Origin of the sequence: Amycolatopsis sacchari, assembly GCF_900114035.1 — a bacterium.
Lineage (GTDB): Bacteria > Actinomycetota > Actinomycetes > Mycobacteriales > Pseudonocardiaceae > Amycolatopsis_E > Amycolatopsis_E sacchari.
Map to the genome: position 1 here is coordinate 203,757 of NZ_FORP01000009.1, position 14,289 is coordinate 218,045.

General features: G+C 71.0%; 13 protein-coding genes. 5 read left to right on the forward strand and 8 right to left on the reverse strand.

Translation table 11 applies throughout. From position 1 onward, the window contains the following. Positions 1-33 precede the first annotated feature (33 nt). Positions 34-3,018, reverse strand: coding sequence for a UPF0182 family protein (locus BMZ92_RS17785; protein WP_177228748.1), 2,985 nt, complete (start codon positions 3,016-3,018; stop codon positions 34-36). Positions 3,019-3,178: 160 nt separating this feature from the next. Here BMZ92_RS17785 and BMZ92_RS17790 point away from each other — a divergent pair, with 160 nt between their 5' ends. Then, a complete protein-coding gene (locus tag BMZ92_RS17790; protein WP_091508842.1) occupies positions 3,179-3,727 on the forward strand; it encodes a PPA1309 family protein in 549 nt (182 codons plus the stop codon). Between the two features lie 139 nt (positions 3,728-3,866). Here BMZ92_RS17790 and BMZ92_RS17795 read toward each other — a convergent pair whose 3' ends face one another. Beyond that, positions 3,867-5,024, reverse strand: coding sequence for a YlbL family protein (locus tag BMZ92_RS17795; protein WP_091508844.1), 1,158 nt, complete (start codon positions 5,022-5,024; stop codon positions 3,867-3,869). Between the two features lie 115 nt (positions 5,025-5,139). On the opposite strand from BMZ92_RS17795, the gene BMZ92_RS17800 reads away from it, so the two are divergent. Next, positions 5,140-6,498, forward strand: a complete 1,359-nt coding sequence (locus BMZ92_RS17800; RefSeq protein ID WP_091508847.1) for a zinc-dependent metalloprotease — start codon at positions 5,140-5,142, stop codon at positions 6,496-6,498. Positions 6,499-6,891: 393 nt separating this feature from the next. Here the strand turns inward: BMZ92_RS17800 and BMZ92_RS17805 are convergent, their stop codons facing one another. Next, entirely contained in the window at positions 6,892-7,461 is a 570-nt protein-coding gene (locus BMZ92_RS17805; protein ID WP_091508919.1) for a M48 metallopeptidase family protein, read from the reverse strand. A gap of 164 nt (positions 7,462-7,625) precedes the next feature. Here BMZ92_RS17805 and BMZ92_RS17810 point away from each other — a divergent pair, with 164 nt between their 5' ends. The 3 genes from BMZ92_RS17810 (at position 7,626) to BMZ92_RS17820 (ending at position 11,132) form a co-directional block, all read left to right on the forward strand. Next, positions 7,626-8,678: a TOMM precursor leader peptide-binding protein gene (locus tag BMZ92_RS17810; RefSeq protein ID WP_143249877.1), complete on the forward strand. Its 1,053-nt coding sequence runs from the start codon at positions 7,626-7,628 to the stop codon at positions 8,676-8,678. Positions 8,679-8,723: 45 nt separating this feature from the next. Continuing rightward, entirely contained in the window at positions 8,724-10,070 is a 1,347-nt protein-coding gene (locus tag BMZ92_RS17815) for an ABC1 kinase family protein (RefSeq protein ID WP_091508848.1), read from the forward strand. 111 nt (positions 10,071-10,181) lie between these two features. Continuing rightward, positions 10,182-11,132 (forward strand): hypothetical protein, encoded by a 951-nt coding sequence (locus tag BMZ92_RS17820; RefSeq protein WP_245783112.1) that lies wholly within the window; start codon positions 10,182-10,184, stop codon positions 11,130-11,132. A 70-nt stretch (positions 11,133-11,202) separates the two neighbouring features. Here the strand turns inward: BMZ92_RS17820 and BMZ92_RS17825 are convergent, their stop codons facing one another. From BMZ92_RS17825 to BMZ92_RS17845, 5 genes are all read right to left on the reverse strand, one after another. Continuing rightward, positions 11,203-11,394, reverse strand: a complete 192-nt coding sequence (locus BMZ92_RS17825; protein ID WP_091508851.1) for a hypothetical protein — start codon at positions 11,392-11,394, stop codon at positions 11,203-11,205. Then, complete coding sequence (locus BMZ92_RS17830; protein ID WP_091508853.1) at positions 11,391-12,473, reverse strand: class I SAM-dependent methyltransferase; 1,083 nt, start codon at positions 12,471-12,473, stop codon at positions 11,391-11,393. The genes BMZ92_RS17825 and BMZ92_RS17830 overlap by 4 nt, the downstream gene beginning before the upstream one ends. Positions 12,474-13,101: 628 nt before the next feature. Then, entirely contained in the window at positions 13,102-13,344 is a 243-nt protein-coding gene (locus BMZ92_RS17835; RefSeq protein WP_091508856.1) for a hypothetical protein, read from the reverse strand. Further along, positions 13,341-13,745: a WhiB family transcriptional regulator gene (locus tag BMZ92_RS17840; RefSeq protein WP_091508858.1), complete on the reverse strand. Its 405-nt coding sequence runs from the start codon at positions 13,743-13,745 to the stop codon at positions 13,341-13,343. The genes BMZ92_RS17835 and BMZ92_RS17840 overlap by 4 nt, the downstream gene beginning before the upstream one ends. 118 nt (positions 13,746-13,863) lie before the next feature. Further along, positions 13,864-14,181, reverse strand: coding sequence for a hypothetical protein (locus tag BMZ92_RS17845; protein ID WP_091508860.1), 318 nt, complete (start codon positions 14,179-14,181; stop codon positions 13,864-13,866). Positions 14,182-14,289: the final 108 nt, after the last annotated feature.

A 14,289-nucleotide genomic window follows, 5' to 3' on the forward strand; every position in this document is an offset into this window, starting at 1 on the left:
TTCCGGCTAGGTGTGCCCGGGGTGCCTCCGGCCTCACCCGCCGGGTTGCGCGGGCGCGGAACTGCTGGTGGGGGCGCTGCTGCTCTGCGCGGCCTCGTACTCCTTGGTGGCGGCGTCGAGCGCGGCGAGCGCCTGGCCCTGCGCGGTGAAGTCGCCGTTCTGCTGGGCCGTGCGGAGCTGGGTGAGCGCGGCCTGGATGTCGGCGACCGCCTTGTCGAGTGCCGTGTTGCCGCCGCCGCCCGCCGGTGGCGGCGCCGTCGACGACGGGTTGCTGCTCGGTGTCGACGGGGTGGTAGTCGGCTGGTTCGGCTGGGTCGGCGACGTGGCGGCCTGGTTGGCCCCGTCGCCGAAAACCTGTTTCAGCGCGTCGCCGAGCGTCGCGGCGAAGCCGACCTTCGCCCCGTACGACACCAGCACCCTGGCCAGCTGCGGGTAGCTGTTCTGGTTGCGTTGCTGGATGTAGACCGGTTCCACGTAGAGGAACCCGCCTTCGAGCGGCAGCGTGATGAGGTTGCCGAAGATCGGGGTCACGTTGGGGTTGCTGAACAGGGTCCGCTCCTGGACGAACCGGGAGTCGCTCTGGAACCTGTTCTGCACCTGCACGGGACCGTCGACCTGGCTGTTGCCGGCCGCGGTCGTGGGTAGCCGGAGCACTCTGATCCGGCCGTAGTCGCTGGGATCGGAGGACACGGACATCCACGCCGCGAGGTACTGCCGTTGCAGCGCCGTGAGCGAGCTGGTCAGCTGGAACGTCGGCGTGTTCTCCCCCGGGGTTTCCGCGAGGACGTAGTAGCCGGGCTGGTTGGCAAGGCCTGCCGCGTCGAGGTTGGTGCCGCCCTCCTGCGTCGGGTCCTGCGGCACGTTCCAGAAGGTGTTCGTGGTGTAGAACTCCTGCGGGTCGCCCACGTGGTACTTCGTCAGCAGTTCCCGCTGCACCTTGAACAGGTCCTCGGGGTAGCGGAAGTGCGCGCGCAGGTCGGCCGAGATCTCGGAGCCGGACTTGACGATGCCGGGGAACACGCTTTCCCAGGCCTTGAGCACCGGGTCCTTGTCGTCCACCGAGTACAGGGTCACGGTGCCGCTGAACGCGTCCACCGTGGCCTTCACCGAGTTGCGGATGTAGTTGATGTTGTTGTTGGCCAGCCGCGCGACGCCGTTCAGGGTGTCCTGTGTGGCCTCACCGAGCTGGGTCTGCTGCGCGTACGGGTAGTTGTTCAAGGTCGTGTAGCCGTCGAGGATCCACACGATGCGGCCGCCCACGACGGCGGGGTACGGGTCGCCGTCGACGGTCAGCCACGGGGCGATCTTCTCGACGCGTTCCCGCGGCTCCCGGTTGTACATGATCTTCGAGCCGTCGCTGATGGCGTCGGAGAAGAGGATGTTGCGCTCGCCGTACTTGGCGGCGAAGGCGAGGCGGTTGAACCAGTTGTCGATCGGGACGCCGCCGGTGCCGTCGTAGCGGTAGTCGTTGTTGGAGGCGCTGTCGTACTCGCCGGGTGCCTTGCCCTCCTGGCCACCGACGATGGCGTAGTCGTTGGTCAGCTCGCCGTAGTAGATGCGCGGCTGCTGCACCTGGATCCCCGGCGCGGTGGGGTTCGACGGGTCGATCCCGGCGCCGGTCGGGTTCTGCGTGTCACTGGTGGCCGCGATCGGGTAACCGCCGTCGCTGTTGGCCCCGGACACGGCGCGGTCGATCGTGTTGGCCGGCGCGGCGACGAACCCGTTGCCGTGGGTGTAGACCATGTGCCGGTTGATCCAGTTCGTCTGGTTCCCGGTCAGGTTCGCGGTGTTGATCTCGCGCGCGGCGACGATGTAGTCCTGCGTCTTGCCGTTGACGTCGTACCGGTCGATGTCGAGCTTCGCGGGGAAGCCGTAGAAGTTCTCGCGGCCGACGCGCTGGGTGAACGTCGGGGCCAGCACGTTGGGGTCGAGCAGGCGGATGTTCGGCACGGTCGTGGTGTCGGCGCTGACCTGCGCCGCGGTGGCCTGGCCGGTGCCCGTGTAGTCGATGTACTGGACGTTGTTGAGCCCGAACGCGTCCTTCGTGGCCGCCATGTTGCGGCTGATGGAAAGCGCTTCCTTCTGGTTGGCGTTGGGCTTGACGGAGAACTGCTCGAGGATCGCGGGCCACGCCGCGCCGACCAGCACACCGGACAGGATCAGCAGCACGAGCGCGATCGCGGGCAGCTGGATGTTGCGCAGGAAGGCGCCGGCGAAGAACGCGATGGCGCAGATCGCCGAGATGCACAGCAGGATCAGCTTGGCGGGCAGCACCGCGTTGAGGTCGGTGTAGGTGGCGCCGTCGAACAACGGGTTGCGGTCGGAGAACAGCAGGTTGTACCGGTCGAAGAAGTACTCGACGGCCTTGAGCAGCACGAAGATGCCCGCGGTGAGGGCCAGCTGGACGCGCGCGGGGCCCGCGAGCTGCCCGCCGCGCCCGGCGAGCCGGATGCCGCCGAACAGGTAGTGCGCGATGAGCGCGGCGATGAAGGAGATCGTGGTCGCGACGAACAGCCAGCCGAGCAACCACTGGTAGAAGGGCAGGCTGAAGGCGTAGAAGCCGATGTCGTTGCCGAACTCGGGGTCGGTCTGGCCGAAGCTGGTGCCGTGCAGGAACAGCTGCACGCGCTGCCAGTCGCCCTCGCCCGTGGCACCGGCGATGAGGCCCGCGATGACGGGGATGCCGATGCCGAACAGCCGGATGCGGCCGACGACCGCCGAGCGGTAGCGCGAGAGCGGGTCGTCGGTGCCCGAGACCGGCACGAACACCGGGCGCGAGCGGTACGCGGCCCACAGCGTCAGCGCGAGGGTGCCGCCGACGAGCAGCCCGATCGCGAAGAACAGCACGATGCGGGTCAGCACCTGGGTGGTGAACACCTCGCGGGCGCCCACCTCGCCGAACCACAGCCAGTTGACGTAGGTGTCCAGGAGTCTTGCCCCGAGGAGCAGCGCCAGGATGATGACGGCGGCGAGGATGAGCAGGATCCGGCTGCGGCGGGACAGCTTCGGCAAGCTCACAGGGGGCCGGTTGGCCACTGCACACGCTCCTGTTGTCGGCAGGTCGGTCCGGGGACGACGGCTCTCGCGACACCGCCCCTGGTCACCTAACTCTACGGACGGGTCCCGCGGTTCCCCACCCGCCCCAAATCGGACACCCCGCGCCTGACACGATGGCGGAATGGCGACACCGGAGAAGCAGTCGGGCGTGGCGGCCGTGGCCCGTGAGGTCGAGGAGTTCGTGGCCGCGGCGGGCTGGGACCAGCCGACGCAGCTGTTCGCGCTGGTGCGCACCGAGGAGCTGCTGCGGCAGGAGCCGGACCTGGCGGGCCAGCTGGACGCGGCGGCGAGCCCGTTGACGCCGGTCGCGCAGGAGGAACTGCCCGAAGGGGATCTGGCGGAGGCACTGGGGCGCATCGCGTGGCCCGAGGTCGTCGTCGGGTGCGCCGTGGCGCAGGAGATCATCGTGCTGCCGCCGAGCGCCGAGGCCGAGCTGCCGGAGGATTCGGACGTCGCGCGCCTGCGCCAGGCCGCCGCGGACCACCCCGACCGCACCGAGGCACGCCTGGTGGCAGCCGTGGTCCGCGACGGCCCGGGTGCGTGCGTGATGCGCCTGCGCGGCTACTCCCCAGCGCCGGACGCGGAGGGCGAGGCGGTCGACGAGGTCATCGAGCACCCCGACCTGGCGCCGAACCTGCTGGAAGCCTTGCGCGCAACGCTGGTCCCGTAGCGGCGGCTCCGCCCCGCACACGGCGGCGGCTTGCGCCCGGCGTCCGCGGGCCGGTTCGCGTCCGCATGCGGTTTCCGCCTGCGAGCCCGGTTTCCGCTCGCAGACGCCGCACCTCGGTCTGCTGACGTCGTCGGCGCCGTCAGCAGGAAGGCGTCGGGCGCCCGGCCTTGATGTCCTCCAGCGCGGTGAGCGCCGAGTCGAGGTTGGTCACCTTCACGAGCTTGAGCCCGTCGGGCACCGCTGCCGCCGCCTCCGCGCAGTTCTGCTCGGGCGTCAGGAACACGGTCGCCCCGGCCTCGCGCGCGCCGACGACCTTGAACGAGATCCCGCCGATCGGGCCGACGTTGCCCTTCTCGTCGATCTCCCCGGTACCGGCGATGTGCTGCCCGTTCGCGAGGTCCCCCGGCGTGAGCCGGTCGACGATCGCGAGGGCGAACATCAGCCCGGCCGAGGGGCCGCCCACGTCCTGCAGCGAAACCTTCACGTCGAAGGGCACGTCCGCCCGGTCGATCGGCAGCAGCCCCAGGAAGCCCTGGGTCACCTTCGGGTCGGGGTTCGCGGCGAGCGTGATCGTGGTGTTCCGGGGCGCGTCGGTGCCGTGCTGGAAGGTGATCGGCACCGTCTGCCCCGGAGCGGTGTTCGCGAGCGCGCCGCGGACGTCGTCCTCCTGGGTGACCTGCTTGCCGTTGACGCTGAGCAGCCGGTCACCGGCGGTCAGGACCTTGTCGGCGGGACTGCCCGCGACGATGTCCTGGGCGAGCACCTTGATCGGGTAGCCGAGGTGGCGCAGCGCGGCGACCTCGGCGTTGCTCTGCGAGTCCTGGAACTCCTTGACGTTCTCCTGCTGGACCTGCTCGTCGCTCTCCCCCGGCTTGAAGTACTCCTCGCGGGGCGCGAGCGCGTACCGGCCGCTGGCCCACAGCCCGAGCGCACCGAACAGCGTGATCTGGTCGTTGAGCGAGACCGTCGTCATGCGCAGCTCGCCGTCCGTGGGGTACGTCTGCTGGCCACTGATCTGGATGACGGGAGCGCCGTTGACGTTACCGAGCGTGTCGTAGGTGGGCCCGGGGCCGATCGCGACGTACGGGACACGCACGAGGGCTCCGACGAGCCCGAAGACGACGACGAGGAGGGCGCTGAGCACGACGGTCCAGCCCCTCCTGGTGAAGCTCTTCCGCCCGTCGCCCGCAGGGGCGCTCCTGGCGTGCTTCGCCGCTTTGACCTCGCCTGCGGCCGGGTCGGCCGCGCTCACCGGGGTCGCGCCTCGACCTTGGGTTTCCTCGCGGGGCTCGCTCACGCGGGACAGCGTACGGTGACCGGCACGAGCTCCGGATCACCAGGCCTCGCCGGGCGTGTGCGGGAGGCGTCCGGCTGGCGACGTGTACCCGCCCTCGGCCGCGTACGGTGGTGTTATGAGCAACCTCCCGTTCGGGTTCGGGCTCCCCGACCCCGACAAGCGTGGCGAAAACGAAGGCGGCGGCCAGTCCGGGGGCGACGCTTTCAACCAGTTGGGCCAGATGCTCAGCCAGCTGGGCCAGATGCTCAGCCAGGCGGGGAGTTCGAGCGGGCCCGTGAACTACGACCTGGCCAAGCAGATCGCGCTGCAGAAGCTGGGCAGCTCCGCGGGTGGCCAGATCGGGTTCGCGAAGAGCGGGGACTCCGACAGCGCGGTGCGTGACGCCGCGCGCCTGGCGGAGCTGTGGCTCGACGCGGTGACGATCCTGCCCGCCGGCGCGAACACCACGGTGGCCTGGTCGCCGCGGGACTGGGTGCAGAAGACGCTGCCGACGTGGCAGCGGCTGTGCGACCCGGTGGCCCAGCAGGTGTCCGGCGCGTGGGTCGAGGCGCTGCCCGCGGAGGCCAAGCAGGCGGCGGGGCCGCTGCTGTCCATGGTCGGCCAGATGGGCGGGATGGCGTTCGGCTCGCAGCTGGGCAACGCACTCGCGCAGCTGGCGTCGGAGGTGCTGACGTCGACCGAGGTGGGGTTGCCACTCGGTCCGGACACGACGTCCGCTCTGCTTCCCGCGAACATCGAGAAGTTCACCGAGGGGCTGGAGCTGCCGAACAGCGAGGTGCTCGTGTTCCTCGCCGCCAGGGAAGCCGCGCACCAGCGCCTGTTCACGCACGTGCCGTGGCTGCGGCAGCGGCTGCTCGCGACCGTGGAGGAGTTCGCGCACGGCATCAAGGTGGACACCTCGGCGCTGGAGCAGCTGGCCGGGCAGGTGGACCCGAGCAACCCGGCGAGCATCGAGGAGGCGATGTCCTCCGGTCTGCTCGAGCCGAAGACGACGCCGGAGCAGCAGGCCGCGCTGAACCGGCTCGAGACGCTGCTCGCCCTGGTCGAGGGCTGGGTGGACGTCGTGGTGTCCGACGCGATCGGCGACCGGCTGCCGGGCGCGGGCGCGCTGCGCGAGACGCTGCGCCGCCGCCGCGCGACGGGCGGCCCGGCGGAGCAGACGTTCGCGACGCTGGTCGGCCTGGAGCTGCGGCCCCGCCGGATGCGTGCGGCAGCGTCGCTGTGGAAGCTCGTGGGCGATCAGCACGGCACCGAGAAGCGTGACAGCCTGTGGTCGCACCCGGACCTCATGCCGACGGCCGAGGACCTGGACGACCCGCTGGAGTTCAGCGAGCGCCTCGGCGAGCAGTCCCAGATCGACGACCTCGACCCGATCGCGGAGCTGGAGCGCACCGAGCAGGACGAGAAGTCCGCGAAGGACGCGCCCAAGGACGACGCCGACGGCACCGACGGCACCGACGAGGACAAGGCGTAGCCGACCTCCCGCTGACCGGAGTGTCCACGCGGCGGGACGACCACGCCGTCTCGCCGCGTGCCCCAGGCCTGTCGTGCCGCGGTAAACCGCTGGGCGCCCAGGCTCGCCTGGTAGTTGGCCGCGCCGACTGACTCGCCGCGTCACGTCGGCGCGCAGCGCCGAGGACGGTCAGGGCGACGAGCGTTCCACACACCCGCGGCGCCCTCCCGCACGCGCCCCCACAAACCCGGCGCCGCCCGGCGACCCAACACCGGCGTCCTCACACCCCGCGCGTCCCCGGCCTCCCAAGCCGCCCGCGCCCGCCTCACGCCTCACGCCTCACGCTCCGCTCACCGCACCCAGGCCGCCCCCACCCCCGCCGACCGCACCCCCTCACTCAACCCCCGATAGCCCTCACTCCTCCCCGTCCAGTTCGCTGATCCCCCAGCCCGCCGCGGCCGACAGCCCCTCCAGGTACCCCATGGCCCGCTCCGTCTTCGGGTAGCGCCGGACCAGCGACCAGAACTCCGCGTCGTGCCCGGGCACCCGCAGGTGTGCCAGCTCGTGCACCAGCACGTAGTCCAGCACCCACGACGGCACGTCACGCAGCCGCTCGCTCACCCGGATCGTCGCGTCGGCCGGTGTGCAGGACGCCCAGCGCGTCCGCATCGGCGGCACCCACCGCACGCTCTTCGGCAGCGCGTTGTCCAGGTACCGCGCCGACAACTGCGCGCACCGGGCCATCAGCGCCGAGTCGGACTGGCGCGCCGGTGACGCCCGCCTCGACTCCGCGCGCTGCAGTTTGCGCTCCATCTCCGCGACCCAGTGCTTCTCCTCCGCCTGGCTCATCCTGGCCGGGATGAGCACGACCAACGTGTCCCCGTCGCGGTAGGCCGAGACCGTGCTCCGCCGCCGCGCGCTGCGCCTGACTTCGACCTTCTGCTGCGGGTTTCTCACCTGCTCGGTGTTGTCCCGTCCCCTCAACGAGGGCACCCGTGCGTTCGCCACGACACCAAGGTAGAGGCAGGCACCGACAACTCGGGAGGGTCGAAGCGGGATCAGGCCAAGTTATCCACATCCAATTCTCCCTGTGGACAACTCCTGTGTTCAGGTGGCGAAGCGGTAGCCGTGTTGTCACTGTGTGTGGCATGACAGAACGAACCCGCAGCCAGGCGACGCGGCTCCCCCGGCGGCCCCGCCTCAGGCCTGGGCTGCAGGTCTTCGACCGCAAGCCCGGCGAGGTCCAGATCGGCCTGGACCCGCGCCACGCCATGGTCGCCAGCGGCCTCACGCCCGACCTGGTGCGGATCATGCACCGCCTCGACGGACGGCACCGCATCGACGAGCTGGTCGCGCTCGCCGACAGCGAACACGGGGACGACGTTCGCGACCTGCTGGCCTCGCTGACCAAGCTCGGCCTCGTGGAGGAGGCCTGGAACCCGGCGGGCAAGAGCCGCACGGCCGGCGAGGTGGGCCTGTGGTCACTGCGCGCACGGCAGGCCGGTCAGGACGCCTTCACCCGGCGCGCGCACAGCGCCGTGGTGCTGCACGGCACCGGCAGGCTGACAATCGCGATGGCCACGCTGCTCGCCGCGTCCGGCGTAGGGCACGTGCAGGTCGAGGCCGACGGCGTGGTGACGGAGCAGGACACCGGCACCGGTTACCTCGACACCGACATCGGGCGACAACGCCGTGCCGCGGCGGCGGACGCCATCCACCGCGCCAACCCGTCGGCCAAGCACACACGGCTGCGTGGTGACCGCCAGCCGGAGCTGGTCGTCCTCGCGGACTCGATCGTGCCGGCGCCGGAGCTCGTGCAACTGCTCGTCCTCGAGGGCGTGCCGCACCTCCCGGTCCGCGTCCGTGAAGGCCTCGGCATCGTGGGCCCGCTGGTCTACCCGGGGCGAAGTACGTGCCTGAGCTGCGCGGACCTGCACCGCAAGGCGATGGACCCGCGCTGGCCGATGGTCGCGGGCCAGCTGGCGGGCCGCAGCCAGGTGGCGGACCTGTGCAGCGTGCAGGCCACGGCGGGTCTGGCGGTGAGCCAGGTGCTCCGCGTCCTCGGCCGGATCGAGGGCCAGGATCCGCCACCGGTGTGGAACACGACGGTCGAGATCGACACCTACGAAGGCACCGTCGAACACCGCCCGTGGCCGCCGAATCCGGACTGCGGGTGCGGTGCCCGCCAGCAGGAGTGGTGACGCCGACGGCTGCGAGGAGGATCAAGCACAAGGCACAATCGTGCGGTGACGGACTACCGCGATCGTGACGACCGGGACGGCACCGGCATCCCCCGCCGGACCGCCGCGAGGACAGCGAAACTGGCCAGTCTGCCGCTCGGCATCGCCGGGCGCGCGGTGGGCGGCTGGGGGCGCAGGCTGACCGGTCAGAGCGCGGAGGAGGTCAACGCGACCCTGTCCGCCAAGGCCGCTGAGCAGGTGTTCGAGGTACTGGGGGCGCTCAAGGGCGGCGCGATGAAGTTCGGCCAGGCGCTGAGCGTGTTCGAAGCCGCCGTGCCCGACGAGATGGCCGCGCCGTACCGGGACGCCCTGACCAGGCTGCAGGCCGCCGCGCCGCCGATGTCCAGCAGGCAGACGCACCGCGTGCTCGCCGAGCAGCTGGGCCGGTCATGGCGGAACCGGTTCGCCGAGTTCGACGACGAGCCCACGGCCTCGGCCAGCATCGGCCAGGTGCACCGGGCCGTCTGGCACGACGGGCGCGAGGTCGCGGTCAAGGTGCAATACCCGGGCGCGGACGAGGCGCTGCGCAGCGACCTGAGGCAGTTGCAGCGGCTCAGCAGGCTCTTCCAGGCGTTCGTGCCGGGCACGGACGTCAAGCCACTGCTGGCCGAACTGGCCGCGCGGATGGACGAGGAACTCGACTACCGCGGCGAGGCCGACAACCAGCGCGCTTTCGCGAAGGCGTTCGCGGACGACGAGCGCGTGCGCATCCCGCGCGTGGTGGCGAGTGCGCCGAAGGTCCTGGTCACCGAGTGGCTGACCGGCACCCCCCTGGCGAAGATCATCTCGGGCGGCGACACCGCGACCCGCAACGCGGTGGGCGCCATGCTCGCCGAGTTCCACTACTCCTCGCCCGCCAAGGCCGGCCTGCTGCACTCCGATCCACACCCCGGCAATTTCCTCCTGCTCGAGGACGGCAGGCTCGGGGTGATCGATTTCGGTGCCGTCGCGCGCTTACCGCACGGTATTCCCCGCCACCTCGGCGAAATGACGCGGCTCGCGCTGGAACGTCGTTCCGAAAAGCTGATGGAACTCCTGCGCGAGGCGGGTTTCGTGCGCCCCGGGACGGATTTGCACCCCGAGGACGTGCTCGCCTATTTGGCCCCGTTCACGGAACCGCTGGCGAAAGAACGGTTCCATTTCACCCGGAAGTGGATGCAGCAGCAGGCCCTGCGCGTCGGCGATTCCCGAGGTCAGGATTTCCGCGTCGGCCGGTCGCTGAACCTGCCACCGGAATACCTCATGATCCACCGGGTGACCGCGGGTTCGACCGGCATTCTGTGCCAGCTGGACGCCGAGATCCCGGTACGGGCGATTGTCGAGCGCTGGCAACCGGGGTTCGCCGACGAGTAAGTTGTCCACAGGACGCGGCTTTTTGCGCGGAAGCCGCCATTCGCTCCGCTGAGTTGTCCACAATTTTGGTTTCGGGTTCCCTGACGCTCCTTCCCCCGCCACTCTGGAGCCATGTCCCGAATGACATCCGCGGAGCTGATGGCTCTGAGCGCGGCCGAGACTGACGAGGTCACGACCACCGCCCGGCTACGTGCCATGGGCGTGACCCCGCACGCCATCGCCTCGCGCTGCCGCCCCGGCGGCCCGTGGCGGCGCCTGCTGCCCGGAATCGTGATGCTCGAGGCGGGCGACCCGACACGGCGGCAGAAGCTGCGCGCCGCGCAGTTCTACGCAGGTGCGGACTCGGTGGTGAGCGGGATCGACGCGCTCCGGGCGTACGGCATCCGGGCGACGCCGCGGGACCCGGTGCACCTGCTGGTGCCGGTGCAGCGCCGGCTGCACTCGCAGGAGTTCGTGCGCCTGGAGCGGACTTCCCGGCTGCCGCGGCCGGACGTGATCGACGGCATCGCGTTCGCCCCACCGGCCCGCGCGACGCTCGACGTGGCGCGCCGGGTGCGTGACCCGGAGCGCCTGCGGCGGCTGCTGTCACTGCCGGTCTACTACGGGTTGTGCACCGCGGACGACCTGCGAGCCGAGCTGGACGCGGGCAACCAGCGCGGCAGTGCGTCGGTGCGGGAGATGCTGCGCAACCTCGGCTCGATGGGCGAGACGTACCTGCAGGGCGCCGCACGCGAACTGCTCGAGGCGGTTCCACTGCCGCCACCGGTGTGGAACGTGACGGTCTGTGACTCGCTGGGCAGGCCGATCGGTGTGGTCGACGCCTGGTGGGACGAGGTCGCCCTCGGCTGGCAGTTCGGCGGCGCGGCGCAGGAGGACGGCGGGCCGAAGATGAACCACCTCGCGCTCGTCGCCGCGGGGGTGGTGCTCGTGCGCACCGCGCCGGAGCAGCTCCGCGACCAGATCCGGCGCATCGCCCAGGAACTCACGAGCGCGTTCGCCAACGCCGCACGAAGACGGCGGCCGAAGGTGAGGGCTCTCGGCTCAGTACCGGCGGAGGTGTAGGGCGTATGCGCACGCACATCCTCCCGATCTCCGGCTCGGCTCCGGGGAAAGGCCCGACGCCCTGCCGTGCTCAGTCGCGGTCCGGTACCCAGAACTCCGGCGGTAGCTTGCCCTCGATGTCCCGCACGTGGTCGCGGGCACAGCGTGGACACAACCACCGTGACATGCCGCCTTCCCGTTCGGACACCCATGCGAGCACCATCGCCGGGTTCTCCTCCGCTCCGCGGTCGGCGCCGCAGCGTGAGCAGATCGCGGCCGTCATTTGCGTCCGATGTGGACTGTGCGGGTACCGAGCACGTACAGGTCGTCCCGGTTGCCGAGGTAGTCCGGGCCTTCGGGATCCAGCAACAGGCGCACGGCGTTTCGATCGTCCTCGCTCATGCGGTCGTCGACCGTCTCGGCAAGCCTCGTCAGGTGTCCCAGCACGAAACGGCGGACCAGATCGGTCGTGGGAGCGGGGTGGTCGACCAGTGCGGTGAACGACCCAACGGAGCGCAGGCCCGCGCGGGTGAGCGCGGTCGTCCAGCCGTAGGGCATGCGGACGCTGCCGTCCATGCCGGAACGCATCTCGCCGAACCACTCGTCGCCGATGGCCAGCAGGCGGCGCTCGAGGCCTGGCGCTCCGACGCCCACGTCCCACGGCAGGGTCTGGGTCTGCAAGCCGCCCTCGGCGACCGCCAGGAGGCCGCCGGGTGCCAGGGCGGAGGCCAGCGCCGAGATACCGGCCTGCTGGTCCGGCAGGTGGTGCACCATCGCCGCCGCCCAGACCAGGTCCGCCGACGGCACGATCTCGCCAAGCGCCCGCCCGGCGACGTCGGCACGCACGGCCTCGATCCGCACCGGCCCCACACCCCGGGACGGGCCGGTGAGAGTTTCGGGCTGGGCAGCGCCCGCAGGCGACCCGGCTTCGCCCAGGGGCGCGGTGTCGGCTGCCTCGGAGCGGGCACCGGCGGCGGCTCGCTCGGATCCGCCCGAGGGCGCAGTGGTGGCGGTCTCAGACTGGGCGCGGGCCGCGGCTCCGTCGGGTCCACCCGTGACGGACGGCTGCCCACCCACGGCCTCGACTGCGGCGGCAGCCGTTTCGGTTGCTACCGCGAGCAATTCGGGGACCGCGTCCACCAGGATGAGGGTGCCGCCGCCGCGCACCGCCAGTTCGGCGGCCAGTGCTGCGCTCATGCCGCCCGTGCCGGAGCCCGCGTCGACGACCGTCGCTCCCTGGGGGAGGTTCGCCGTCAGCCTGCGGGCGATCTCGGCGAAGGCTGCGGCGTGCAGCTCGTCCCCGCGGCGGAGGTCGGGAATCCTTGCTGCCCAGTCGATGTGGTCGTGGGTGTGTGCGCCCATAGCCGCCATTGAACACGACTCGGCCCTGCGCAGCGGGAACATCCGCGACCAACACAGCCATGCCGGGGCCTGTCGGGTGCGGCGGCTCGGGTGGCGCCTCGCGGCAGGCTCGGACGCCACGCCCTGCCGACGCGATCAAGACCCGCGGGGGCAGGGCTGCCCGACCACGCCGCCGAGCCCGGCCGCATCGCGTAAGCCCGGCCCACACCGTGACAACCCACGCGACACGGTCGACGTCCGGCCGCATCGCGTAAGCCCGGCCCGCACCGTGACAACCCACGCGACACGGTCGACGTCCGGCCGCACCGCAGGAGCCGGGTCGTACCGCGGAACGCCGCCCACACGCAAAAGCCCGGCCCGCGGGGCAACACCCCGCGAGCCGGGCCTCACGCACTAGGAACCAGTCCCGGCCAACGCATACCAGGACCGATGCCCGTCAGTGCACACCAGGATCAATCCCGATCAGCACGCACCAGGACCGACCCCGGCCAACGCGCACTCCGACCAATCCCGGTCAGCACCGCACCAGGCCAACCCCAGCCAACGCACACCAGGATCAATCCCGATCAGCACGTACCAGGACCGACCCCGGCCGCCGCGCACTCCGACCAATCCCGGTCAGCGCGCACTAGGACCTGTGCCGGTCGGCGCGGCGGGAAGCCCAGCGCGCCATCCTGTCCCAGCGGCGCGCCGCGCGGGCGTGGCCCCGCAGCTGCTGGGCACGCACCTCCCGGCGCATCTCCTGTATTCGGACTCTGGCCAGTTCTTCTTGCATCAACATCTCGATGATCTCCTTGGTCGGCACGGGCGCGGCGGTGAGCTGAACACGCACCGTGCGCGGCTTTTCGCGAATCAACAGCTGGACACTCATGCGGCAGCGCTCCGCCGCTCACTCGAGTTCGCCCTCTCGAGGGGTTGCTCCGCCGGCCGCTCCGCGACCGGGTGCTTCCGCGGACGTCCCCTGGGCCGCTTCCGCGCGACGATCACGCCGCGCTCGAAGATCTCGCCACCCCAGACGCCCCACGGCTCCCGCCGGTCGAGCGCACCTGCCAGGCACGACTCCCGGATCGGGCAGTCCGCGCACAGGCGCTTCGCCCGCTCGAGGTCCGCGGGAGCTTCCGCGAACCACAGGTCGGCGTCCCCGGACCGGCACGGCAGGTCCAGGCCGGGAGAGACGACCGCGTCGAGCAGGTCGCCGAATCCTCCTGTGGGAGGTGCGGCGAACTCGGCGGGTAACGCCCCCTCTGACGCGAAGGCGATTGCCGATGACATCCCGTTCTCCTTTGTGTAGTAACGGTTTTTTCAGTTGGGCGGGTACTGCACACAACACGAAGGCCGCGGATCCGAGTACGGTTCCGCGGCCTTCGTGAGCCTTATCCCTGAACGGGCGTCAGGGGCTTCGCTCTGGCTGAGGGTGCGGAACGTGGATCTTCGGCTGCTTGGTCTGCAGATCGGCGGTAACGGGCACAATGCGGCCACCAAAGGCGGCACGGCGGGCTGCATGGCGAGCCGGTTCCCCGGCCTCGCGCATACGCCGGCCAGCGGCGGTGGCGCACGTGAGCTCGACGCCCGTCGCAACGGTGCTCGCCATCGGAGGCGCCCAGGCAGCGGCGGCGCCCATCGCAGGCGCCCAGGCAAGGGCGACACCCATCGGAGCGGTCGCGGACAGCGCGGTGCCACGGTTGCCGATCACGGAATAGATCACCATCTCCGGGCACCTCCTCTCACTGTCCGACGCTCGTCGCTCCCACGACGGGCGGAATCCCCCTCGGGTGGTCACCACCCGACCTGTGCAGGCTATTGCTCCCCTACAGGC